We start from the raw sequence: 24,638 nt of genomic DNA on the forward strand, positions 1-24,638 counted from the left end.
TATAGCTGGAGTGAGAGTGTTACTCTCACTCCACGTTTATTAACATCCCCTCGATCTTCTGCCATATCCGGTTTATTGTTGAAATCCCTGCCTCATCGAATTCCGGAGAATCATCGCGTGTTTCAGAAAGTTGACGCCTATGCCGGCGACCCCATTCTCTCCTTAATGGAGCGTTTCAAAGAAGATCCTCGCAGCGACAAAGTGAACCTCAGCATCGGTCTGTATTACAACGAGGATGGCATTATTCCTCAATTAAAAGCCGTTGCCGAAGCTGAAGCACGCCTTAACGCTGTACCACATGGCGCATCGCTTTATCTGCCGATGGAAGGGTTAAATACTTACCGTAACACTATCGCGCCGCTGCTGTTTGGTGCCAATCATCCGGTGCTCGCGCAAAAACGTGTCGCCACCATCCAGACGCTTGGCGGATCGGGTGCGCTAAAAGTCGGCGCAGACTTCCTGAAAAAATACTTCCCGGATTCCGGGGTGTGGGTCAGTGATCCTACGTGGGAAAACCACGTGGCTATCTTTGAAGGCGCAGGTTTTAAGGTCGCGACTTATCCATGGTTCGACAGCGAAACCAACGGTGTGCGTGTAGAGGCATTACTGGAAAAACTGCACACCTTGCCGGAGCGCAGTATTGTGCTGCTGCATCCATGTTGCCATAACCCGACCGGCGCGGACCTCACTAATGACCAGTGGGATGCAGTAATTGAGGTACTGAAAGCGCGTAATCTGATCCCGTTCCTCGACATTGCCTATCAGGGCTTTGGCGCAGGCATGGAAGAAGATGCTTACGCCATTCGCGCCGTTGCCAGCGCAGGTCTGCCGGCGCTGGTGAGTAACTCTTTCTCTAAAATCTTCTCTCTGTACGGCGAACGCGTCGGCGGTCTGTCCGTGGTGTGTGAAGATGCCGAAGCCGCCAGCCGCGTGCTGGGTCAGCTGAAGGCGACGGTGCGCCGCATTTACTCCAGCCCGCCAAACTTTGGTGCGCAGGTCGTCGCCACGGTTCTTGGTGATGCGCAACTGAAAGCATCCTGGCTTGCTGAAGTGGAATCAATGCGTACGCGCATTCTGGCGATGCGTCAGGAGCTGGTTAACGTCCTGAAAGAGGCCGTGCCGGGCCATAACTTCGACTATCTGCTCAAGCAGCGCGGGATGTTCAGCTATACCGGCCTGAGTGCCGCTCAGGTCGATCGTCTGCGCGAAGAGTTCGGCGTCTATCTGATTGCCAGCGGCCGTATGTGCGTGGCGGGGCTGAATGCCAGCAATGTTCAGCGCGTGGCGCAGGCCTTTGCCGCTGTAATGTAAGTAAGTGATCACATTCTCTGTTCTTTCAGAAGAGAGAATGTGATCTTTCTTCTTTTTCGCTGATCCATAAGCAAAAACTCCTTTCCTTCGCTTCCCGCTGGGGTTATGGTCGGATAGTTTTTTGACCATTCGCTCAAAATAAAACGATAACAAACTGAATATTCAGGGGAAAACATGCGCAAGATCACACTGGCGCTCAGCGCCGCCTGCTTATTGTTCTCGCTTAATAGCGCAGTCGTTGCGCGAGCTTCCGCACCGACGCCGCTTTACACCGGAACCACCGCCGCCATCCTTGCCGAGCAGGCGCCTGTTCACTGGGTCTCTGTGGCACAAATCGAAAATAGTCTGATGGGGCGTCCGCCAATGGCCGTGGGCTTCGATATTGACGATACCGTCCTGTTCTCAAGCCCGGGTTTCTGGCGCGGTAAGAAAACATATTCACCGGACAGCGAAGACTATCTGAAAAACCCGGAGTTCTGGGAAAAAATGAACAACGGCTGGGATGAGTTCAGTATCCCGAAAGAGGTCGCCCGATCGCTTATTGCCATGCATGTTAAGCGCGGCGACAGCATTTACTTTGTTACCGGACGCAGCCAGACCAAAACGGAAACAGTATCTAAAACCTTGCAGGATGATTTTCTGATCCCTGCCGCTAACATGAATCCGGTCATTTTTGCGGGAGATAAACCCGGTCAGAACAGCAAAACGCAGTGGCTGGAGCAGAAAAATATCAAAGTGTTTTATGGCGATTCTGATAACGATATCACCGCTGCGCATGATGTAGGGGCAAGAGGGATCAGGGTGTTACGCGCCTCTAATTCGACCTATCGACCACTGCCGATGGCCGGGAAATTTGGTGAAGAGGTGATTGTTAATTCTGAATACTGAGGTATGCTGGTTTTTTGTACAAATCACGCCTGCCGGGTTTACCTTTTGTCGTCTTGCTGCACACTTAAAGAGGCAGGAACTCAGGCCGTGTCCAACCCATTTAGAGGGGAGCTAAGATGACAATTTCGGAGATACTCCAGTACTGTATGAGTAAGCCCGGCGCGGAACAAAGCGTCCACAGCGACTGGAAAGCCACGCAGATCAAAGTGGGTGACGTGCTGTTTGCGATGGTGAAAGAGGTTGAAGGCCGTCCGGCGGCTGCACTGAAAACCAGCCCGGAACTGGCTGATTTATTACGCCAGCAGCACCATGACGTCCGACCGAGCCAGCATCTCAACAAGGCTCACTGGAGCACTGTCTACCTCGACGGTTCTCTGCCGGGCTCGCAAATTTACTATCTGGTGGATGCATCGTACAAGCAGGCGGTTGAACTGCTGCCGGAAACGACCCGACAGCAGCTTTCCGTGTGACAATTACAGCAACGGTTTAAGGAAGCGTGCGGTGTGCGAGGCTTCGCACTCTGCAACGGTCTCTGGCGTACCGGAGACGAGGATTTCACCGCCACCGCTACCGCCTTCCGGGCCAAGATCGACAATCCAGTCCGCGGTTTTAATCACGTCCAGGTTGTGTTCAATGACCACAATGGTGTTGCCCTGGTCTCTGAGCTGATGCAGAACGTCCAGCAACTGCTGGATATCGGCAAAGTGCAGGCCGGTGGTTGGCTCATCCAGAATGTAGAGCGTCTGACCGGTGCCGCGTTTCGACAGCTCACGCGCCAGCTTCACGCGCTGCGCTTCACCACCCGAGAGCGTCGTTGCTGACTGTCCGAGACGGATATAGGTCAGCCCCACATCCATTAACGTTTGCAGCTTACGCGCCAGCGCCGGGACGGCATCGAAGAACTCGCGTGCTTCTTCAATGGTCATATCCAGCACTTCATGGATAGTCTTGCCTTTGTACTTAATTTCCAGCGTTTCGCGGTTATAGCGTTTGCCTTTGCACTGGTCGCACGGCACGTAGATATCCGGCAGGAAGTGCATCTCAACTTTGATCACTCCGTCGCCCTGGCACGCTTCACAGCGCCCACCACGCACGTTGAAGCTGAAACGTCCTGGTGTATAGCCGCGTGAACGAGATTCCGGTACGCCAGCAAAGAGTTCACGTACAGGCGTAAAGACGCCAGTATAGGTCGCCGGGTTAGAACGTGGGGTACGGCCAATCGGGCTCTGGTCGATGTCGATAACCTTGTCGAAATGCTCCAGGCCCTGAATATCGCGGTACGGTGCTGGCTCGGCAAGCGTTGCGCCGTTCAGTGCCGTCTGTGCAATCGGGAATAGCGTATCGTTGATAAGCGTTGATTTACCGGAACCGGACACGCCAGTAATACAGGTAAACAGCCCGACAGGCAGCGTCAGGGTGACGTCTTTCAGGTTGTTGCCGCGTGCACCTGTCAGCTTCAGGACTTTTTCCGGGTTTGCTGCCACGCGCTGTTTCGGCACGTCGATCTTGCGCTTGCCGCTCATGTACTGGCCGGTCAGCGATTCAGGCACCGCCATGATATCTTTCAGCGTCCCTTCCGCGACCACCTGGCCGCCATGCACGCCTGCGCCCGGGCCAATGTCGATAACGTGGTCAGCAGCGCGGATCGCGTCTTCGTCGTGCTCAACCACAATCACCGTGTTACCGAGGTTACGCAAGTGGATCAGCGTGCCGAGCAGACGTTCGTTATCACGCTGGTGCAGGCCGATAGACGGCTCATCCAGGACGTACATCACGCCGACTAAACCTGCGCCGATCTGGCTGGCAAGACGGATACGCTGGGCTTCACCGCCGGAGAGCGTTTCAGCGGAGCGTGAAAGCGTCAGGTAGTTCAGGCCGACGTTCACCAGGAATTTCAAACGATCGCCGATCTCTTTCAGCACTTTCTCGGCGATTTTCGCGCGCTGGCCGGAGAGCTTCAGGTTGTTGAAGAAGTCCATCGCGTGGCCGATGCTCATGTCTGAGATGGTCGGCAGCGCCGTATTTTCGACAAAGACGTGGCGCGCTTCGCGACGCAGACGCGTGCCGTCACAGGTGGCGCACGAGCGGTTGCTGATGAATTTCGCCAGTTCTTCGCGTACCGCGCTGGATTCGGTCTCTTTGTAGCGGCGCTCCATGTTGTGCAGCACACCTTCAAACGGGTGGCGACGCACAGAGGTATCACCGCGATCGTTCATGTACTTGAACTCGATGTTCTCTTTGCCGGAACCGAACAGGATCACTTTGTGCACACTCGGGCTCAGGCTGGCCCACGGGGCTTCAACATCGAACTTATAGTGCTCTGCCAGCGATTTCAGCATCTGGAAGTAATAGAAGTTACGCTTGTCCCAGCCGCGAATGGCCCCGCCTGCCAGGGACAGTTCCGGGTTCTGGATCACACGATCCGGGTCGAAATACTGCTGAACGCCCAGGCCGTCACACGTCGGGCACGCGCCCGCCGGGTTGTTGAAGGAGAACAGGCGAGGTTCCAGTTCGCGCATGCTGTAGCCGCAAATCGGGCAGGCAAAGTTGGCGGAGAAGAGCAGCTCTTCCGCTTTCGGATCGTCCATGTCGGAGACCACGGCCGTGCCGCCGGAGAGTTCCAGCGCCGTTTCAAAGGATTCCGCCAGACGTGTCGCGAGATCGTCACGCACTTTGAAGCGGTCAATCACCACTTCGATGGTGTGCTTTTTCTGCAGCTCCAGCTTGGGTGGATCTGACAGATCACACACTTCACCGTCGATACGGGCGCGGATATAACCCTGGCTTGCGAGGTTTTCCAGCGTTTTGGTGTGTTCGCCTTTACGCTCTTTAATGATGGGGGCCAGCAGCATCAGGCGTTTGCCTTCCGGCTGCGACAGCACGTTATCCACCATCTGGCTCACGGTCTGGGCCGCCAGCGGGACGTCGTGGTCCGGGCAGCGCGGCTCACCCACACGGGCATACAGCAGACGCAGGTAGTCGTGAATTTCGGTAATGGTACCGACCGTTGAACGCGGGTTGTGCGAGGTGGACTTCTGCTCAATAGAGATAGCAGGGGACAACCCTTCAATGTGGTCGACATCCGGTTTTTCCATCAGCGACAGGAACTGACGCGCGTACGCAGAGAGTGATTCAACGTAACGACGCTGTCCTTCGGCATATAAAGTGTCGAAAGCCAGTGAGGATTTGCCAGACCCCGAAAGCCCGGTCACGACGATGAGTTTGTCGCGAGGGATTATGAGGTTGATATTCTTGAGATTGTGGGTGCGGGCGCCCCGAACTTCGATCTTATCCATTCACCTTTCCCGGTTGGAACACGGATTGCCTGGTTTGTTTGAAGGACAAACGGCTGTCAGAAACGGCTAATTATGACACAATTTAACCTGTTTGAATATACAGTATTGGAATGCATTTTCCGATTGGCTATGTAACAATGTAGCGTTCGCACGAGAACTCTGGAATCCATCTCGCAGCTATCAAAATGCAGCGTGGAAATGGTACACTCGCGCGTTTACACTATTAAGAAACGTATTCAGGAGACACGAACATGGCCAGCAGAGGCGTAAACAAGGTGATTCTCGTCGGTAATCTGGGCCAGGACCCGGAAGTACGCTACATGCCGAGTGGTGGCGCAGTTGCCAACATTACGCTGGCTACTTCCGAATCCTGGCGTGATAAAGCGACCGGTGAGATGAAAGAGCAGACTGAATGGCACCGCGTTGTGCTGTTTGGCAAACTGGCAGAAGTGGCCGGTGAGTATCTGCGTAAAGGTTCTCAGGTTTATATCGAAGGCCAGCTGCGTACCCGCAAATGGACCGATCAGTCCGGCGCTGAGAAATACACTACTGAAGTTGTGGTAAACGTTGGCGGCACCATGCAGATGCTGGGTGGCCGTCAGGGCGGTGGCGCACCAGCAGGTGGCGGCCAGCAGCAGGGCGGTTGGGGTCAGCCTCAGCAGCCGCAGGGTGGCAACCAGTTTAGCGGTGGCGCACAGTCTCGCCCGCAGCAGCAGTCTGCTCCTGCACCGTCTAACGAGCCACCAATGGATTTCGACGACGATATTCCGTTCTGATCCCCTGATATCCAAACAAAAAACCCAGACAATAGTCTGGGTTTTTTATTCCGTAAGGGATCAGGTAATCACCATCGGCCAGTCTGGTGGCGTGTGGCTCATCGCTTCAACCATCACCACTTTAATATTTTCCCAGACGGCAGCGATATCCAGCAGGGTGATGCCAAGCAGGCCCGTTGCAAACCAGCAGGCCGCACCCAACCCAAGCAGGGTGCTGATGATAGCAAGGCCAGCGTAATCAGACTTACGAAACTGAATGTTCAGCGTACTGGCTAAAAACATCAATACCGCACTCAACAACGGCCAGCGTAAGAGAACCATGCTGGTAGTAATGGTTGCCATAAAACCCATCCTCTACAAAACAGACTCACTGAATGAAACAGTGTTTTTAATTACATAAGATATGTGAACTATATCACATTTGATGATTTATTCGCCAGTGTCAGGATGATGAAAATTGAAGGATTCATAGCTGTATGAAATGGATAGGTATCAGATAGAAAATATATCTTTGCTGGCTAAGAAACCCTTTTCCCCTACTCTTCATAATGAATTCATCGAGATAGCAAAACCTCTGCAAGACGGTGCCTGTTGTACAACGTTTACAGCAATAAACCTATAGATTATGCTTGAGTGGACATATTAATTTACTCGCAGCTAACCTTTCAGGTTTTTGAATTTTATTATTATTTTTATTTCTTTGTCCGTTTTTAATTACACACAACAGTCGTTTCATTTCGTTGTGCTGATTTTCAGCCTCCAGCTCTGGCTGACCGGTTTTTGAACCTGAAGACAGTTGCGTCCGGTTTATCGCGTGATAATCGGCAAAAAGATGAAAAAAAAACGATGTGAGATTGTTAATGACAGCATGCAGGCTTTGCATGCGCTGGCTAAGTTGATGCCCCAGCTTCACACTCAGTGTTCACTGGCAGAAATGCTGGAGACGATCAATCGCTCGCTGGGGGCGAGCCTGGCCTGGGTAAGCGTTAATGATAATGACGGGCTGCACCGTGTCGTCTGCGCAGGTGAGGTGGCCTGCCACTCTTTTGAAGCCGCCGATTTTCTGGCAGGTACCCTGCTCCAGCGGCATCACCGGTCATGGCGGGTGATCTACTGGAAAGAGAATATTGGCCGCGCCTTATTTCCTCCGCAGCACCCAGGCTATACGCAATTGCAAAGCGGGGTGTTATGCAAACTTTCAACCCATGACTGGCATTGCAGGGGATATTTTTTTTTAGCATTCGATGAGAAATTGTATTCTCTGCCGATCCTGAAAAATATCGTCGTGGTGCTGGTCGAAAAATTAAAAGACTATTTTGAGGAAATTATTGCCCGCGAGAAAACTGCACAGGAAATGCAGCGTGTCGTGACACAATATAAGACCCTGTTTGAACGGGCACCGGTTTTAATGAACTCTTTCGACAAATTTAACCGCTGCGTATTGTGGAATGCCGAGTGCGAAAAAGTATTTGGCTGGACGATGGCGGAGATCGGGGCTCATGCCGATCCACTCTCGCTGTTTTATCCAGACCCTGAAGAGCGGCGTCGGGTAAGAGAGTCGGTAAATGTCTCTCCACTCAAGGACATGTATGAGTGGCATCCGCTACGTAAAGACGGTACGAAGTTGACCGTATTGTGGTCAAACATTCTGTTGCCAGACAACTCTATCCTGAATATTGGGCTCGACATTACCGAGCGGAAGAAAGCAGAACAGCAGCTGGAAGTGAAAGCTACTATTGACGATCTCACCGGCTGTTTTAACCGTTCGGCGATTTTGCAGCAGCTGGAACTCGCGCAATCCGCAAATGCCAGGCGGGAGCCTAACAGCCATTTTTCTGTTCTGATGTTTGACCTGGATTTTTTCAAACAAATCAATGATGAGTGGGGACACCAGGTGGGCGATGCGGCGCTTCTTCACTTTTGTGATTGTATCCGTGAGTTAGCCCCTTCAGATTCTGCATTAGGGCGCGTGGGAGGGGAGGAGTTTTTGCTTCTGCTGGCGCAAACTCATTGTCATGACGCGGCGCAACTGTCCGCCAGGCTGCATACCACGCTGAAAACCAAACCGCTGAAGGTTGGAGAGAAAAAACTGGAGCTGTCGTTTAGTGCAGGAGTCGTGGAGGTGTGCGGGGATCAGTTCGATACATCGGCATTGCTGACACGAGCGGATAAAGCATTATATGACGCCAAGCGTACGGGACGGGGAAAAACGGTAGTGGCAGCTGGCTATTTATAAATCAGCGAACAAAATACACCCGAAAAAATAGCATGAAATTTCATTAAGAAGTTGTGCTTTTTTCATGCTGTCCAAAGTTTGGCTTAATCAACGATCCTCTGTTGTGTTATCTTCGCACCATCCCTTACGGGATGGGTAAATATTTTCCTTAATTGAAACGGAACGAATACTTACAGTTTAGCTTACGGGAAAATATTATCGTCATAACGAAATTTAAGATTTTTAATACTAAAAGTCAGTTGCTAACTTCGCATGATTCATGCAACGTAATCACCTGTTTAGCAAAGCATCCGGCCTTCATTACTACAGGCGTACAACATGCAGGGATATAGGGCGGGAAATGAATCGTAGCGCGCGGCGCAAGATGCTCAGGGTGGTAGGGATCATCATGGTAGTTATGCTACCGGTGATGCTTGCGCTATGGTTTGCCCAGCTAAGAGCCGTATCGGAAACAAGTGCTCAGCTACGTACCTTTGCAGAACTGGCTTTAGACAAAACAGAACTGGTTATTCAACAGGTTGAACTGGCCCGGGACGAGGCGGTAAAATACCAGGGCGAACTTTGTACGCCGGGACATCGTCAATATATGCTGAACGTTGTTCGTGGCCGTCTGTTTGTCGCCGATTTAATTTATGCCGAAGGTCAGAATTTTCTTTGTTCGACCGTTTTTACACCGGAACACCCCTACTCAATTTCCGTCGCCAATTACACGCGTAAACCGGATGTCGCTATCTATTATTATCGCGATACCCCATTTTATACTGGCTATAAAATGACATATATGCAGCGTGGGAATTATGTGGTGGTGGTCAATCCGCTTTCGTACAGCGAAGTGATGTCAAACGATCATTCCCTTTCATGGGGAGTGTACGACACGATAACCAATGCATTCTTTTCCGTTAGCCAAAAAGCCAATGTTTCTTTATTAAATTCGATGATTCGGGATAAGGAATCGGTATTTCAAAAAGATAACCGTTTTTATACCGTCGTAAAATCGCCAAAAAGACCGATTGCGGCTATTGTGTCAACATCGAATAAACGCTTTTATGAAACGCTTTATCATCAGGCGACATTGACGCTGCCACTGGGGATGATCTGCAGCATTATTATTTTGCTGGTATGGTCGCGTACCCATCGTGAACTCAATTCCCCTGGGCGCTTGCTGCAACGGGCGCTGAACAAACGCCAGCTTTGCCTGCACTATCAGCCGATCATTGATATCAAGAACAATCAGTGTGTGGGGGCTGAGGCGTTGTTACGCTGGCCTGGTTTTAACGGACAGGTAATGAGCCCGGCAGAGTTTATTCCGCTGGCTGAAAAAGAGGGAATGAGCGAGCGGATAACGGATTATGTTGTTGAGGAGGTGTTCAGCGATCTGGGCCATTTCCTGGCCGCACATCCGCACCTCTATATCTCGATTAACCTGTCGGCCACGGATTTCCACTCCTCGCGGCTGATCGCCATGATTTCTGACAAGGCCCGCCACTATGACGTGCGTGCCCAGCAAATCAAGATTGAGGTGACGGAACGCGGGTTTATTGATGTGCCAAAAACCACACCGGTGATTCAGGCTTTCCGTCAGGCAGGTTATGAAGTCGCAATTGATGATTTCGGGACGGGTTACTCTAACCTGCATAACCTCTATTCGCTGAACGTTGATATCCTCAAAATCGACAAATCCTTTATCGACACCTTGACGACCAACAGCACCAGTCACTTGATCGCCGAGCATATTATTGAGATGGCACAAAGCCTGCGCCTGAAAACCATTGCGGAAGGGGTAGAGACGGCAGAGCAGGTCGGTTGGTTGTTGAAGCGCGGTGTTCAGTTCTGTCAGGGATGGCACTTCGCGAAAGCGATGCCGCCCCAGGAGTTTATGACCTGGCAGCAGCAACCTTTGCATTGATAGTGATTAATTCAACTGGTGGCGATAATCGCTCGGCGTGCGGTCAAATTCGCGACGGAACACGCGGGAAAAGGTTTGTTGCGACACATAACCAAGATCCATCGCGATATCAAAAATGGGCCGCTGCGTTGAGCGTAGCGCCTGGGCTGCCAGCAGCAGTCTGCGCTGACGAATGTACTCACCCAACGTCTGATGCATAACCGTCCGGAACATCCTCTGTAAATACCATTTCGAATAGCCCGACTTTTTAGCGACCACATCAATGTTCAACGGTTGGTCGATATGTTCATCAATCCATTCAATAAGTGTCTGAATAATCTGCTGATGTGACATACGGTGCCCCTCTGTAGATACAACTTTCCTGGTTGATTCGTCGTTTTCTCTGCGGGGGAGTATAATTCCTCAAGTTAACTTGAGGTAAAGAGGTTTTATGGAAAAGAGATTGCCGCGAATTAAAGCGCTGTTAACTCCAGGTGAAGTGGCAAAGCGAAGCGGCGTTGCAGTATCCGCGCTCCACTTCTATGAAAGCAAAGGGTTAATCAAGAGTATCCGTAACGGTGGAAACCAGCGCCGCTATACCCGCGATGTGCTTCGCTATGTGGCGATTATCAAAATTGCGCAGAGAATCGGAATTCCCCTGGCCACTATTGGCGAGGCATTTGGCGTGCTGCCGGAAGGTCACACGCTGAGCCCGAAAGAGTGGAAGGAGCTTTCGTCCCAGTGGCGTGAAGAGCTGGACAGGCGTATCCATACGCTGGTCGCGCTGCGTGACGAGCTGGATGGCTGCATTGGTTGCGGCTGTTTGTCCCGGAGCGATTGTCCGTTGCGTAACCCGGGCGACAGGCTGGGTGAACAGGGAACGGGGGCGCGGTTGCTGGAAGAGGATTAATAAAGAACTAAAGCGCCACATAAGGGCGCTTTAGTTTTTCCCGGTCTTTGTCTTTCTCTCTATCCCGCTGGTTCACGGGAGGGTTTCCCCCGACATCAGCACCCCTCATGTCGAGCTGGTTGGGGAGGTTCCGGATTGTGCTGACACTTTAATTCTATGCAAGCCCCGTCATTTCGCCAGCCACGTCGGTTGTTTTTTAGCCGAATTTTTTTCGCGGTGTTGTTCGATTTTCTATAGTTAAAAAGTATGAATAACAGGAGACAACCATGCTTACGGTACATCACCTTAACCAGTCGCGCTCACATCGTGTGATCTGGGCGCTGGAAGAACTCGCCCTGCCTTATGAGATCATTCACTACCAGCGCGAAAAGAACATGCTGGCTCCTGAGTCCCTCAAAAAAGTGCACCCGTTGGGCAAATCGCCGGTCGTCGAAGATAATGGCCTGATTCTGGCGGAGTCAGGCGCCATTCTGGAGTATTTGCAGGAAACGTACGATCCCGACTCACGGTTGAAACCCTTAGATCCCGCTCATAAGGTGCAATACCGCTTCTGGCTGCATTATGCCGAAGGGTCGCTGATGCCGCTGTTGTTAATGAAGCTGGTGTTTAACAGCCTCGGTAAACCTCCCGTCCCGTTTGGTATCAGAACGCTGGGTAAAGCGCTGGGACAGGGAGTGCAGAAAGCCTATCTTAACCGCCAGCTGGAAACCCATGCGCGCTTTATTGAGTCGCATCTTGCTAAAAACAGCTGGTTTGCCGGGGATTCGCTCAGCATGGCCGACATCCAGATGAGTTTCCCGATTTTTGCCCTGCTGGCGCGTGGTGGCATCAATAATCTGCCGCATATTCAGGCGTGGAAGAAAAAGGTTGAGAACAGCCCCGGGTGGAAAAGAACGCTGGAACAAGGTGGGCCGTTATCTATCCCGGGGGACGATTGAAATGTAAACAAATTGCGCATAAACGATAACGTTTGCGCATCCTCTGTTTATTTCTTCAGCGTCATAAGTGAATTTTAGCGAAAAACGACAAAGTTCAGTTGAAAAGGGCGGTGATTAGGCTAGATAATCGTTTGCCTTAATTTGACCACCCGTTTGTAAGCGCGGAGCTAAACGTTTGCTTTTTATGTGACGCCCTTTCGTCACCAACGCAACTCAAGGATTTGACGTTTAGCTGGCAGTGGCGTCTCCACCACGCTTACGGACTTTCTAAAAAACTCTCAGGGGATGTTTTCTATGTCTACGCCATCTGCGCGTACTGGCGGTTCACTTGACGCCATGTTTAAAATTTCGGCTCGCGGCAGCACCGTGCGCCAGGAAGTTGTTGCCGGTCTGACAACGTTCCTGGCGATGGTTTACTCCGTCATTGTTGTGCCGGGCATGCTGGGCAAAGCGGGCTTCCCGCCTGCGGCTGTCTTTGTTGCTACCTGCCTTGTGGCCGGTGTGGGCTCCATCGTGATGGGGCTGTGGGCGAACCTGCCGCTGGCAATTGGTTGCGCCATCTCTCTAACGGCGTTTACCGCATTCAGTCTGGTGCTGGGTCAACACATCAGCGTACCGGTTGCGTTGGGTGCCGTGTTCCTGATGGGTGTGCTGTTTACCGTTATTTCAGCGACCGGCATCCGTAGCTGGATTTTGCGCAACCTGCCGCACGGCGTAGCGCACGGTACGGGTATCGGTATCGGCCTGTTCCTGCTGCTGATTGCCGCCAACGGCGTCGGTCTGGTCATCAAGAACCCGCTGGACGGTTTGCCGGTTGCGCTCGGTCACTTCGCGAGCTTCCCGGTGATTATGTCTTTGATTGGCCTGGCGGTGATTATCGGTCTGGAAAAACTGAAAGTCCCGGGCGGTATTCTGCTGACCATTATCGGGGTTTCTATTGTCGGCCTGATTTTCGATCCAAACGTCCACTTCTCCGGGATTTTCGCCATGCCGTCGCTGAGCGATGACAAAGGCAACTCCCTGATTGGTAGCCTGGATATCGTCGGCGCGCTGAACCCGGTGATCCTACCAAGCGTGCTGGCGCTGGTGATGACTGCCGTGTTTGATGCAACCGGAACTATCCGCGCGGTAGCGGGACAAGCGAACCTGCTGGATAAAGACGGTCAGATTATTGATGGCGGCAAAGCGCTGACCACGGACTCCCTGAGCAGCGTCTTCTCTGGTCTGGTGGGTGCAGCGCCGGCTGCAGTATACATCGAGTCCGCAGCGGGTACGGCGGCAGGCGGTAAAACCGGCCTGACGGCGATCACCGTCGGCGTGCTGTTCCTGCTGATCCTGTTCCTTTCTCCGCTCTCCTATCTGGTTCCGGCGTATGCGACCGCACCAGCGCTGATGTACGTTGGTCTGCTGATGCTGAGCAACGTGGCAAAAATCGACTTTGCTGACTTTGTGGATGCGATGTCCGGCCTCATCACCGCGGTATTTATCGTACTGACCTGTAACATCGTGACCGGCATTATGATCGGTTTTGCATCGCTGGTGATTGGTCGTCTGGTCTCTGGCGAGTGGCGCAAACTGAACATCGGCACGGTGGTGATCGCCGTTGCGCTGGTGGCGTTCTACGCGGGCGGTTGGGCAATCTAAGTTGTCCTTTGATGCGAAAACGGGTGGCTCAGGCCGCCCGTTTTTATTTTCAGGACTCATCCTGTTGCCTTTTGCGTTACTCTGGGGAAGATAGAATAAAAGGCACGACGCCTTCCGGAGTACATAAGCAACACAGCAAACAGGGAACGCATGGAAATCTTCTTCACAATACTCATCATGACCCTTGTGGTCTCGCTATCTGGGGTAGTTACACGCGTACTGCCCTTTCAGGTCCCCCTTCCATTAATGCAAATTGCCATCGGCGCGCTGCTGGCGTGGCCGACGTTTGGTCTGCACGTGGAGTTCGATCCCGAACTGTTCCTCGTGCTGTTTATCCCACCACTGCTGTTTGCAGATGGGTGGAAAACCCCCACGCGCGAATTCCTTGAGCACGGGCGAGAGATTTTCGGTCTGGCGCTGGCGCTGGTGGTGGTCACCGTGGTTGGGATTGGTTTTCTGATTTACTGGGCGGTGCCGGGTATCCCGTTAATTCCCGCTTTTGCGCTGGCCGCCGTCCTGTCACCAACCGATGCTGTGGCACTTTCTGGCATTGTGGGTGAGGGCCGAATTCCGAAGAAAATTATGGGCATTCTACAGGGTGAGGCGCTGATGAATGACGCCTCCGGCCTGGTCGCCCTGAAGTTTGCGGTGGCGGTCGCGATGGGCACGATGGTCTTTACCGTCGGCGGTGCGACGCTGGAATTCTTCAAGGTGGCGATTGGCGGTATTCTCGCAGGCTTCGTGGTGAGCTGGCTGTACGGACGTTCGCTGCGGTTCCTCAGCCGCTGGGGCGGCGATGAGCCCGCAACGCAAATCGTGCTGCTGTTCCTTCTGCCTTTTGCCTCTTATCTGATTGCCGAACATATCGGCGTGTCAGGTATTCTGGCGGCGGTGGCGGCAGGCATGACCATCACCCGTTCCGGCGTAATGCGTCGCGCACCGTTGGCTATGCGTCTGCGTGCGAACAGCACCTGGGCAATGCTGGAATTTGTCTTTAACGGCATGGTGTTCCTGCTCCTGGGCCTGCAATTGCCAGGCATTATGGAGTCCTCGCTGGTGGCGGCCGAGGCCGATCCGAACGTTGAAGTCTGGATGCTGTTTACCGATATCGTGCTGATCTACCTGGCGTTGATGCTGGTGCGTTTCGGTTGGCTGTGGACGATGAAAAAGTTCAGCGTGCGTTTCCTGACGAAAAAACCGATGGAGTTCGGCTCGTGGACCACGCGTGAACTGCTGATTGCCTCCTTCGCAGGGGTACGCGGGGCGATTACCCTCGCCGGTGTGCTCTCTATTCCATTGCTGCTACCGACGGGCGATGTCTTCCCGGCGCGCTATGAGCTGGTGTTCCTGGCGGCAGGTGTGATTCTGTTCTCGCTGTTTGTTGGCGTGGTGATGTTGCCTATTTTGCTGCAGCACATTGACGCCGGTGATTCGACCCAGCAGCACAAGGAAGAGCGCATTGCCCGTGCGGCGACTGCCGAAGTGGCGATTGTGGCAATCCAGAAAATGGAAGAACGTCTGGCTGCCGATGCAGAAGAGAACATCGACAATCAGCTGCTGACGGAAGTCAGTTCCCGCGTGATTGGTAACCTGCGTCGCCGTGCCGATGGGCGTAACGATGTGGAAAGTTCGCTGCAGGAGGAGAACCTCGAACGCCGGTTCCGCCTGGCGGCGCTGCGTTCAGAGCGTGCTGAATTGTACCACCTGCGCGCCACGCGGCAGATCAGCAACGAGACGCTGCAAAAGCTGCTGCACGATCTGGATCTGCTGGAAGCGCTGTTGATAGAGAATCAGTAACGCGCTTTTGCCCGGTGGCGCTACGCTTACCGGGCCTACGTGCTCGATCGGTTCCCTCTCCCTGTGGGAGAGGGTTAGGGTGAGGGGATCCAAAACCCCTCACAGCACTCCAGCCACGCCTGTGCGCTGTGCGACAAATACACCCCTTCGCGCCATATCATCCCTAACTGCCAGTGAAGATTGCTCTCCAGCGGGATCCAGCGCAGCGTGTTTTTATCCAGCCGCTCGCAAATCGGTTGTGGCAGGATGGCAATCCCCACGCCTGCCTGCACCATCGCGGCCAGGAAATCCCACTGACCACTGCGAACCGCAATGCGCGGCTTCACGTTGTGTTGATTAAATAACGTCATCAACTGGCGGCTGAGCGCAAAGTCTTCGTTGTAAATCAGTAGCGGATGTTCGCCGAGAAGCTCGGGTTTCACCGAGTCTCTCTTCAGCCAGTCGCCGGAGCGGGGAACCAGTACGCACAGTGGATGGCTGAAGAGCGGCAGTGTCGCCAGGCCACTCTCTTCCTCAACGGGGAGGGCGGTCATCGCCACGTCCAGCTCGCCGTTGATAACCGCCTGCTGGACGGTTAATCCGCCAAATTCAGATATCTTCAGCTCTACGCCGGGATAGCGCTGGCGAAACAGGCTAATTGGCCCGGCCATCATCATCCCTACCATCGGCGGAATGCCGAGACGAAGCACACCTTTCGTCAGATGATTGATATCGTCCAGCTCCGCTTCCAGCTGGCGGAACTCCGCCAGGATTGCCAGCCCACGCTCAAAGACGACGCGCCCGGTATCGGTCAGTAACAGCTTGCGCCCGTCGCGGATCAGCAAAGTGCAGTTCAGTTCATCTTCGAGGTTTTTCAGCATCTTGCTGATGGTGGGCTGGGTAACAAACAACTTCTCCGCTGCGCGGGTAAAACTTTGCTGACGAACCACTTCGACAAAATAGCGCAGCGTTCTTATGTCCATGATTATTCCTCGAAACTATACCTTTGATGATTTTAATTCATTTCTGTCCATACCGTGCGCTCACTATACTGGCGCCTCGTCTCATTTTTGAGGAAACCCCCATGGCCGTGGCGTTAAGCCGTGTTACGCCTGCCGTTGTGCAACGACTCCAGGTACCGGTTCAGGTACTGCTCTACGCGGGACTGTTTGTTTTTGCCGAATATCTTGTCGGCTGGTTGCATCTGCCGTTGCCAGCCAACCTGGTGGGGATGATGCTGATGCTTACGCTCATCCTTTGTCGCGTCATTCCCCTCAATTGGGTACGGGCCGGCGCGCGCTGGCTGCTGGCAGAGATGCTGCTGTTCTTTGTCCCTGCCGTGGTGGCGGTGGTGAACTATGCGCAACTGCTGATGGTGGATGGCTGGCGCATCTTTGCGGTTATCGCACTGAGTACGCTGATGGTGCTGGGGACGACCGCCTGGGTGGTGGATAAAGTGTATCGCTTTGAAATCAGCAGGCACAAACATGACTAACTTTCAGATAAGCGTCTTGTGCCTGATTGCGACGCTGGTGATCTACTTTGCTAACAAGCGGCTGTATCGCCGTTTTCACGCCCTGCCGCTGATGCCGCTGGTTTTCACGCCGATCCTGCTGGTGTTGATGCTGGTCTTCGGTCATATCTCCTGGCAGAACTACATTGGCGAATCCCACTGGCTACTGTGGCTGCTGGGGCCGGCGACTATCGCCTTTGCCGTCCCGGTGTATGACAACCTGGCGATTATCAAACGCCACTGGATGTCACTCAGTGCAGGCGTGATCACCGCCACGGTGGTGGCGGTCTGTAGCTCGGTCTGGCTGGCGCGGCTGTTTACGCTGCCCGATGAAATTCAGCGCAGCCTGGCGGTACGTTCGGTGACGACACCATTTGCGCTGGCCGCGGCCAAACCGCTTGGCGGACAGCCGGATCTGGTGGCGCTGTTTGTTGTTGTCACCGGCGTCTTCGGCATGGCGGTGGGCGATATGCTGTTTCTGCGGCTGTCTATTCGGGAAGGGATGGCGAAAGGCGCGGGCTTTGGCGCGGCGTCGCACGGTGCGGGCACGGCACGTTCCTATGAGCTGGGTCAGCAGGAGGGCGTCGTGGCGAGCCTGGTGATGATGCTCTCAGGCGTGGTGATGGTACTGATTGCGCCGCTGGTGGCGTGGGTGATGTTCTAAATTCCCCGGCCAGAGTGACCGGGGAGGAAAGGCTTAGTGCGCGCGGCCCTGCTCAACGCCAAGACCGGTTTGTGAACGAATAAACTGGGCGCGGAATTTCTCGCGTTCCAGGTTACCCTCCGGCGAATTGTCGGTAGCCGAGAAGAACCAGATACCGATAAACGCCACGGCAATAGAGAACAGCGCCGGGTATTCATACGGGAAGATAGCTTTCTCGTGACCGAGTATCTGCACCCAAATGGTTGGGCCCAGAATCATCAGGATCACCGCCGTCAGCAGTCCCAGCCAGCCACCAATCATCGCCCCACGGGTGGTCAGTTTTGACCAGTACATGGAGAGCAGGATGATCGGGAAATTGCAGCTTGCCGCGATCGAGAAGGCCAGCCCCACCATAAAGGCGATGTTCTGCTTCTCAAAGAGAATGCCCAGCAGAATAGCGACCACACCCAGCACCAGCACGGTGATCTTGGAAACCTTCAGCTCATCACGTTCGCTCGCGCCTTTACGGAAGACGTTGGCGTAGAGGTCGTGTGACACTGCAGACGCGCCTGCCAGCGTCAGCCCTGCAACCACCGCAAGAATGGTGGCGAAGGCCACGGCGGAGATAAAGCCGAGGAACAGATTACCGCCCACCGCGTCGGCCAGATGCACCGCCGCCATGTTGTTACCACCAATCAGCGCACCTGCCGCATCTTTAAACACCGGGTTTGCCCCCACCAGCATGATGGCACCAAAGCCGATGATAAAGGTCAGGATATAGAAGTAACCCATGAAACCGGTGGCGTAGAAAACGCTCTTACGTGCTTCGCGTGCATCGCTCACGGTGAAGAAACGCATCAGGATGTGCGGCAAACCTGCAGTACCGAACATCAGACCCAGACCGAGCGAAAGGGCTGAAATCGGGTCTTTCACCAGACCGCCCGGGCTCATGATAGCTTCACCTTTCGGGTGGACCGCCATCGCTTCGGTAAACAGGTTATTGAAGCTGAACCCAACGTGTTTCATCACCATGAAGGCCATAAAGCTGGCGCCGAACAGCAGCAGTACGGCTTTGATGATCTGCACCCAGGTAGTTGCGAGCATGCCGCCGAACAGGACGTACATCACCATCAGGACGCCAACCAGCACCACTGCGACGTGGTAGTTCAGGCCGAACAGGAGTTCGATCAACTTACCCGCGCCAACCATCTGCGCAATCAGGTACAGCGCAACCACCACCAGCGAGCCACAGGCTGAGAGGGTGCGAATCGGCCCCTGTTTCAGGCGATAAGATGCAACGTCTGCAAAAGTGTAGCGTCCCAGGTTACGCAGGCGTTCAGCGATCAGGAACAGAATGATTGGCCAGCCGACCAGGAAGCCGAGCGAGTAAATCAGACCATCGTAGCCGGAGGTATACACCAGCGCGGAGATCCCGAGGAACGAGGCCGCGGACATAAAGTCACCCGCAATCGCCAGCCCGTTCTGGAAACCGGTAATGTTGCCGCCCGCAGTGTAGTAATCGTTACGGGAGCGCACGCGTTTCGATGCCCAGTACGTGATGTACAGCGTCAGCAGGACGAAAATCAGGAACATCACAATCGCCTGCCAGTTGGTTGGCTGGCGCTGTACCTCACCGGTAATGGCATCCGCCGCGTGGGCGGCAATGGGAAGTGTGGCGGCTAGCGCCGTCAGGACTCGCTTCATGATGCTTTTACCTCTTGCAGTACCGCTTTATTAAGACGATCGAATTCACCGTTCGCGCGCCAGACGTACACGCCGGTCAGCACAAATGAAATCACAATCACGCCAATGCCAATGGGGATCCCGCGCGTGACGCTGGTCCCCTCGTGCAGCGGGGTGCCGAGCCAGTGTGGGGCAAAGGCGATAAGCAGAATAAAGCCGACGTAGATAATCAGCATGATGATGGAAAGGATGAAGGCAAACCGTTGCCGTTTATCGACGAGCTCCCTGTAGTGCGCACTATTCTCTATCTGCTGACAAATATCGTTATTCATCACAGAGTCTCCAGAAGTATTGGTAGGGGAGGTTTTATTGTTCCCTCTCCCTTGCGGGAGAGGGTTAGGGTGAGGGGGTTACGAAGGCATTGCGATGGCCTGCTTCTCTTCGAGCAGTTTGTCCACCACGCCAGGATCCGCGAGCGTTGAGGTATCACCGAGATTGCTGGTGTCCCCGGCCGCGATTTTGCGCAGAATACGGCGCATAATTTTGCCTGAACGAGTTTTCGGCAGCGAGTCGGTCCAGTGCAGAACATCTGGTGTGGCAAGCGGGCCAATCTCTTTACGTACCCAGTTGCGCACCTCGGCATACAGCTCTGGCGATGGCTCTTCACCGTGGTTCAGGGTGACATAGGCGTAAATCGCCTGGCCTTTGATGTTATGCGGGATACCTACCACGGCGGCTTCAGCAATCTTCGGATGAGACACCAGTGCAGATTCAATCTCGGCGGTGCCCAGACGGTGGCCGGAGACGTTCAGCACATCGTCCACGCGCCCGGTTATCCAGTAGTAACCATCTTCATCGCGACGCGCGCCATCGCCACTGAAATACATGTTTTTAAAGGTGGAGAAATAGGTCTGCTCGAAGCGTTCGTGATCGCCGAATAACGTGCGCGCCTGACCTGGCCAGGAGTCAGTGATCACCAGGTTGCCTTCGGTTGCCCCTTCAAGCGGATGACCTTCGTTATCCACCAGTGCAGGCTGTACGCCGAAGAATGGGTTCGTTGCAGAACCTGCTTTCAGTTGGGTCGCACCTGGCATTGGGGTGATCATAAAGCCGCCGGTCTCGGTCTGCCACCAGGTGTCCATCACCGGGCATTTCTCGTTACCGATCTTCTTCCAGTACCACTCCCAGGCTTCCGGGTTGATAGGCTCACCCACAGAACCAAGAATACGCAGGGAAGAGCGGTCAGTACCTTCGATGGCTTTATCGCCTTCTGCCATCAGCGCACGGATCGCCGTTGGCGCAGTATAGAGAATGTTGACCTTGTGTTTGTCGACCACCTGACACATACGCGCTGGCGTCGGCCAGTTTGGTACACCTTCAAACATCAGCGTGGTGGCACCGCAGGCCAGCGGGCCGTACAGCAGGTAGCTGTGTCCGGTGACCCAGCCCACGTCGGCGGTACACCAGTAAATGTCACCCGGGTGATAGTCGAAGACGTATTTGAAAGTGGTGGCCGCATAGACCAGATAGCCGCCGGTGGTGTGCAGCACACCTTTCGGCTTGCCGGTCGACCCGGAGGTGTAAAGAATGAACAGCGGATCTTCCGCATTCATCTCTTGCGGCTGATGCTGGTCGCTCGCTTTTTCAATCAAATCGCTCCACCACAGGTCGCGACCTTCTTTCCAGTCGATCTTACCGCCGGTACGCTTGAGCACCACAACGTTGCTGACGCTTTTCACGTTCGGGTTTTTCAACGCTTCGTCGACGTTTTTCTTCAGCGGAATACTGCGACCAGCGCGCACGCCTTCATCGGCGGTGATCACCAGTTTAGAATTTGAATCGACAATACGACCGGCAACCGCTTCTGGCGAGAAGCCGCCGAAGATGACGGAGTGGATCGCACCGATGCGCGCGCATGCCAGCATGGCAACCGCCGCTTCGGGTACCATCGGCATATAAATAGCCACGACATCGCCTTTTTTAATGCCCTTTTCCAGCAGGACGTTGGCGAAACGGCACACGTCGCGGTGCAGTTCTTTGTACGTAATGTGTTTGCTCTGTGAGGCATCATCGCCTTCCCAGATGATTGCCGTCTCGTTCCCGCGCTCGGCAAGGTGACGGTCAAGGCAGTTCGCCGCCAGGTTCAGCGTGCCATCTTCATACCATTTTATGGAGACGTTGCCTGGCGCAAAGGAGGTGTTTTTCACCTTCTGATAAGGTTTGATCCAGTCAAGGATATGACCCTGTTCACCCCAGAAGATGTCCGGGCTGTTGATAGATTGCTGATATTTCTCGTGGTACTGCTCCGGGGTGATCAGGCAACGGTCCGCAATGTTTGCGGGAATGTCATGTTTGTGTATTTGGCTCATGGCTTTTTTTCTCCTTGTAAGATGTTAATAATATGTCGCAAAAACGTTAATTGTAGGGGCTTTACAAGCTTTGTTTATTATTTGGGCGGCAGATCACGCATTGTTTGAATAGTATGAAAAATGAGCGAATGAAACTTTGAAGAAAAATAATTTAGCGAGCCGATTATTCACAAATTAACCTAAAAAAGCGTTTTTATAACAAAAGGTTATTTATCGGGATTGTCACAAACTCGCGTCATAGCAACTTTTTGTAGTGAAACGCATCGTTCTTTAAGGCTTGCGCAACATACCGTGCAAATGATACTCATACGCCGCGTTAAAAAATCCCATAAACCAACGCAACACAATTCATACCCTTTCAGTATGGCTCCATATTCATGCAGTTTGAGTGATCAGGGAGCTTCATTGAGGAAGTCAGTTTCTATGAAAAACGTTAAAGTCAGCCTGGCCTGGCAAATTTTGCTAGCCCTTGTGCTGGGCATCTTGCTGGGTAGTTATCTCCATTATCACAGTGACAGTCGCGAATGGCTGATTGCGAACCTGCTCTCGCCAGCAGGTGATATCTTTATTCATCTGATCAAGATGATTGTGGTACCGATTGTGATCTCGACGCTGGTGGTCGGTATTGCGGGCGTCGGCGATGCGAAACAGTTAGGCCGTATCGGGGCGAAAACCATTATCTATTTCGAAGTGATCACGACGATTGCCATTATCCTGGGCATTACGATGGCGAATGTGTTCCAGCCAGGCTCCGGGATTGATATGTCGCAACTCGCGACGGTGGATATTTCGAAATACCAAAGCACAACTGCTGATGTGCAGAGCCATGCGCATGGCCTGATGGGCACAATCCTGTCGCTGGTTCCGACCAACATCGTGGCGTCTATGGCGAAGGGTGAGATGCTGCCTATCATCTTCTTCTCGGTGCTGTTTGGTCTGGGTCTCTCTTCCCTCCCCGCGACACACCGTGAACCGCTGGTGACGGTGTTCCGCTCAATCTCTGAAACCATGTTCAAAGTGACTCACATGGTGATGCGCTATGCGCCGGTTGGGGTGTTTGCGCTTATTGCTGTGACCGTAGCGAATTTCGGTTTCGCCTCCCTGTGGCCGCTGGCGAAGCTGGTGATTCTGGTGCACTTCGCCATCCTGTTCTTTGCGCTGGTGGTGCTGGGCATCGTGGCGCGTCTGTGCGGGCTGAGCATCTGGATCCTGATTCGTATCCTGAAAGATGAGCTGATTCTGGCCTACTCCACGGCAAGCTCTGAGAGCGTGCTGCCGCGTATTATTGAGAAGATGGAAGCCTACGGCGCACCGGCGTCGATCACCAGCTTCGTGGTGCCAACCGGCTACTCCTTTAACCTGGATGGCTCTACGCTGTATCAGAGTATTGCGGCGATCTTCATCGCTCAGCTGTACGGGATTGACCTGTCGCTGTGGCAGGAAATCGTGCTGGTGCTGACCCTGATGGTGACTTCAAAAGGTATCGCAGGCGTACCGGGCGTTTCGTTCGTGGTGCTGCTGGCAACGCTGGGTAGCGTCGGGATCCCGCTGGAAGGCCTGGCATTCATCGCCGGTGTTGACCGTATCCTCGACATGGCGCGTACGGCGCTGAATGTGGTGGGTAATGCGCTGGCGGTGCTGGTGATTGCCAAGTGGGAACACAAATTCGACCGTAAAAAAGCGCTGGCGTATGAACGCGAGGTGCTGGGTCGTTTTGATAAGACGGCTGACCAATAATGTAAAAAGCCGGGTGGCCTGCGCCACCCGGCAATGTTTACTCCCCGCTCAACGCGTCAAACTCTTCGCATCCCGTATCAAACCCTTCAGTACAACTCAGGTTCAACCAGTACAGCGCTTTCTGTTTATTGGGGATGATAAAGCCTTTCTCACCCTGTCTGAACAACATTCCAGCCCAGTACTCGGCGTAGCCCGTACGTGAAAGTGCTGAACTGCGTTTAAACCATGATGCCGCCTGAACATCGTCCTGAGCCACTTCTACACCGTTGGCATAAATCAAACCCAGCAGCAGTTGCGCATCTACCGCCGAGTCATTGTCGATATCTTCGGTTGCCGTTTGCAGCAGTTTGATGGCCTGTGGATAGTCGGTTTTGCCTGCCTGGGTGTTGACCAGCACGCGTGCCAGCATGATCGCACCCCGTTTACTGCCTGCGATATTCGCCTGCTGGGCCAGTGCTTTAGCCTGCGCGTAATCACCCTGCGTAAACTGGATTTGTGACAACAGCGCCATCGCATCGACGTCGCCCCCTTTTGCCGCTTTCTCTGCCCACAGCGCCGCCTGTTTGCTGTCGCCAGAGCTGAAGTATGTATCGGCAAGATAATACTGGGCGCGGGCATCACCCGCTTCAGCTTGCTTTTTATACTGGCTGCCAATCTCATCGGCACGGGCAAGCGATGTAAAAACTAACAACAACAGGAAAATGTGTTTCATGGATTCTTATCATCTTGGTACATGCCGCGCAGTATAATCGCGGTGGCAGAAGAAAAAAATGGGTGCATTAAGACCTCAGCATCCGACAAGCCGGGCGGAACCGTCGCTCCGCCCGAAGAGGTTAGCCTGCGTTGCAGGCTAATTTCGCCGCCACCTCCTGATGTTCACTCTTTATTGTGAGTTCGCATAACTTACCGCGATTAATAAAGGTAAATATCACTATCGTCAGGCAAATAATAAAGGCAATGCCTAACGCAGTTTTTAATGGCGTCATGCCTTTTACTCCTTGTGAAAACTAGAATAAGAGGCTACTCTCAACCT

General features: G+C 53.5%; 22 protein-coding genes. 13 read left to right on the forward strand and 9 right to left on the reverse strand.

Annotated features, from left to right (window positions below; translation table 11 throughout):
- Positions 1-117: 117 nt before the first annotated feature.
- The 3 genes from tyrB (at position 118) to ACJ9Y9_RS01595 (ending at position 2,669) form a co-directional block, all read left to right on the forward strand.
- Positions 118-1,311, forward strand: a complete 1,194-nt coding sequence (tyrB, locus tag ACJ9Y9_RS01585; RefSeq protein ID WP_028017931.1) for an aromatic amino acid transaminase — start codon at positions 118-120, stop codon at positions 1,309-1,311.
- A 174-nt stretch (positions 1,312-1,485) separates the two neighbouring features.
- A complete protein-coding gene (gene aphA / locus ACJ9Y9_RS01590) occupies positions 1,486-2,199 on the forward strand; it encodes an acid phosphatase AphA (RefSeq protein WP_028017930.1) in 714 nt (237 codons plus the stop codon).
- A 116-nt stretch (positions 2,200-2,315) separates the two neighbouring features.
- Entirely contained in the window at positions 2,316-2,669 is a 354-nt protein-coding gene (locus tag ACJ9Y9_RS01595; RefSeq protein WP_028017929.1) for an MmcQ/YjbR family DNA-binding protein, read from the forward strand.
- Positions 2,670-2,672: 3 nt separating this feature from the next.
- Here ACJ9Y9_RS01595 and uvrA read toward each other — a convergent pair whose 3' ends face one another.
- A complete protein-coding gene (gene uvrA / locus ACJ9Y9_RS01600; RefSeq protein WP_028017928.1) occupies positions 2,673-5,495 on the reverse strand; it encodes an excinuclease ABC subunit UvrA in 2,823 nt (940 codons plus the stop codon).
- 251 nt (positions 5,496-5,746) lie between these two features.
- Between uvrA and ssb1 the strand changes: the two genes are divergently transcribed.
- A complete protein-coding gene (gene ssb1, locus ACJ9Y9_RS01605; protein WP_008503384.1) occupies positions 5,747-6,271 on the forward strand; it encodes a single-stranded DNA-binding protein SSB1 in 525 nt (174 codons plus the stop codon).
- 60 nt (positions 6,272-6,331) lie between these two features.
- Here the strand turns inward: ssb1 and ACJ9Y9_RS01610 are convergent, their stop codons facing one another.
- A complete protein-coding gene (locus tag ACJ9Y9_RS01610) occupies positions 6,332-6,613 on the reverse strand; it encodes a YjcB family protein (protein WP_028017927.1) in 282 nt (93 codons plus the stop codon).
- A gap of 490 nt (positions 6,614-7,103) precedes the next feature.
- Here ACJ9Y9_RS01610 and ACJ9Y9_RS01615 point away from each other — a divergent pair, with 490 nt between their 5' ends.
- Positions 7,104-8,507: a sensor domain-containing diguanylate cyclase gene (locus ACJ9Y9_RS01615; protein WP_028017926.1), complete on the forward strand. Its 1,404-nt coding sequence runs from the start codon at positions 7,104-7,106 to the stop codon at positions 8,505-8,507.
- Between the two features lie 340 nt (positions 8,508-8,847).
- The gene (locus ACJ9Y9_RS01620; RefSeq protein ID WP_028017925.1) at positions 8,848-10,413 is read left to right on the forward strand and encodes an EAL domain-containing protein; all 1,566 of its coding nucleotides are present in this window, start codon (positions 8,848-8,850) and stop codon (positions 10,411-10,413) included.
- 6 nt (positions 10,414-10,419) lie between these two features.
- Here the strand turns inward: ACJ9Y9_RS01620 and soxS are convergent, their stop codons facing one another.
- Positions 10,420-10,746 carry a superoxide response transcriptional regulator SoxS gene (gene soxS, locus ACJ9Y9_RS01625; protein WP_013095071.1) on the reverse strand — a complete coding sequence of 109 codons (327 nt, stop codon included), beginning with the start codon at positions 10,744-10,746 and terminating at the stop codon, positions 10,420-10,422.
- 97 nt (positions 10,747-10,843) lie between these two features.
- Here soxS and soxR point away from each other — a divergent pair, with 97 nt between their 5' ends.
- The 4 genes from soxR to ACJ9Y9_RS01645 all read left to right on the forward strand — a co-directional run bounded on the left by soxR (position 10,844) and on the right by ACJ9Y9_RS01645 (position 15,681).
- Positions 10,844-11,302, forward strand: coding sequence for a redox-sensitive transcriptional activator SoxR (gene soxR / locus ACJ9Y9_RS01630; RefSeq protein WP_023331806.1), 459 nt, complete (start codon positions 10,844-10,846; stop codon positions 11,300-11,302).
- A gap of 266 nt (positions 11,303-11,568) precedes the next feature.
- Positions 11,569-12,240, forward strand: coding sequence for a glutathione S-transferase family protein (locus ACJ9Y9_RS01635; RefSeq protein ID WP_028017924.1), 672 nt, complete (start codon positions 11,569-11,571; stop codon positions 12,238-12,240).
- A gap of 294 nt (positions 12,241-12,534) precedes the next feature.
- Complete coding sequence (gene ghxP / locus ACJ9Y9_RS01640; RefSeq protein ID WP_028017923.1) at positions 12,535-13,884, forward strand: guanine/hypoxanthine transporter GhxP; 1,350 nt, start codon at positions 12,535-12,537, stop codon at positions 13,882-13,884.
- 150 nt (positions 13,885-14,034) lie between these two features.
- The gene (locus tag ACJ9Y9_RS01645) at positions 14,035-15,681 is read left to right on the forward strand and encodes a Na+/H+ antiporter (RefSeq protein ID WP_028017922.1); all 1,647 of its coding nucleotides are present in this window, start codon (positions 14,035-14,037) and stop codon (positions 15,679-15,681) included.
- Positions 15,682-15,755: 74 nt separating this feature from the next.
- On the opposite strand, the gene ACJ9Y9_RS01650 is transcribed toward ACJ9Y9_RS01645, so the two are convergent.
- A complete protein-coding gene (locus tag ACJ9Y9_RS01650) occupies positions 15,756-16,643 on the reverse strand; it encodes a LysR family transcriptional regulator (RefSeq protein WP_028017921.1) in 888 nt (295 codons plus the stop codon).
- Between the two features lie 101 nt (positions 16,644-16,744).
- Here ACJ9Y9_RS01650 and ACJ9Y9_RS01655 point away from each other — a divergent pair, with 101 nt between their 5' ends.
- Positions 16,745-17,155, forward strand: coding sequence for a CidA/LrgA family protein (locus tag ACJ9Y9_RS01655; protein WP_028017920.1), 411 nt, complete (start codon positions 16,745-16,747; stop codon positions 17,153-17,155).
- Positions 17,148-17,837, forward strand: a complete 690-nt coding sequence (locus tag ACJ9Y9_RS01660) for an LrgB family protein (RefSeq protein ID WP_014830302.1) — start codon at positions 17,148-17,150, stop codon at positions 17,835-17,837. Before ACJ9Y9_RS01655 ends, ACJ9Y9_RS01660 begins: the two co-directional genes overlap by 8 nt.
- 33 nt (positions 17,838-17,870) lie before the next feature.
- Here ACJ9Y9_RS01660 and actP read toward each other — a convergent pair whose 3' ends face one another.
- From actP to acs, 3 genes are all read right to left on the reverse strand, one after another.
- Entirely contained in the window at positions 17,871-19,520 is a 1,650-nt protein-coding gene (gene actP / locus ACJ9Y9_RS01665) for a cation/acetate symporter ActP (protein WP_028017919.1), read from the reverse strand.
- Positions 19,517-19,831, reverse strand: a complete 315-nt coding sequence (locus ACJ9Y9_RS01670; protein ID WP_028017918.1) for a DUF485 domain-containing protein — start codon at positions 19,829-19,831, stop codon at positions 19,517-19,519. Before ACJ9Y9_RS01670 ends, actP begins: the two co-directional genes overlap by 4 nt.
- Positions 19,832-19,909: 78 nt before the next feature.
- A complete protein-coding gene (gene acs, locus ACJ9Y9_RS01675; protein ID WP_028017917.1) occupies positions 19,910-21,868 on the reverse strand; it encodes an acetate--CoA ligase in 1,959 nt (652 codons plus the stop codon).
- 423 nt (positions 21,869-22,291) lie between these two features.
- Here acs and gltP point away from each other — a divergent pair, with 423 nt between their 5' ends.
- Positions 22,292-23,605 carry a glutamate/aspartate:proton symporter GltP gene (gene gltP, locus ACJ9Y9_RS01680; RefSeq protein WP_014830305.1) on the forward strand — a complete coding sequence of 438 codons (1,314 nt, stop codon included), beginning with the start codon at positions 22,292-22,294 and terminating at the stop codon, positions 23,603-23,605.
- Between the two features lie 37 nt (positions 23,606-23,642).
- On the opposite strand, the gene ACJ9Y9_RS01685 is transcribed toward gltP, so the two are convergent.
- Together ACJ9Y9_RS01685 and ACJ9Y9_RS01690 are read right to left on the reverse strand one after the other, a co-directional pair.
- Entirely contained in the window at positions 23,643-24,317 is a 675-nt protein-coding gene (locus ACJ9Y9_RS01685) for a tetratricopeptide repeat protein (protein ID WP_028017916.1), read from the reverse strand.
- A 121-nt stretch (positions 24,318-24,438) separates the two neighbouring features.
- The gene (locus ACJ9Y9_RS01690; protein ID WP_407226052.1) at positions 24,439-24,591 is read right to left on the reverse strand and encodes a Hok/Gef family protein; all 153 of its coding nucleotides are present in this window, start codon (positions 24,589-24,591) and stop codon (positions 24,439-24,441) included.
- Positions 24,592-24,638 lie beyond the last annotated feature (47 nt).

Source organism: Enterobacter sp. CPE_E1241 (assembly GCF_045618265.1).
Taxonomy (GTDB): domain Bacteria; phylum Pseudomonadota; class Gammaproteobacteria; order Enterobacterales; family Enterobacteriaceae; genus Enterobacter; species Enterobacter adelaidei.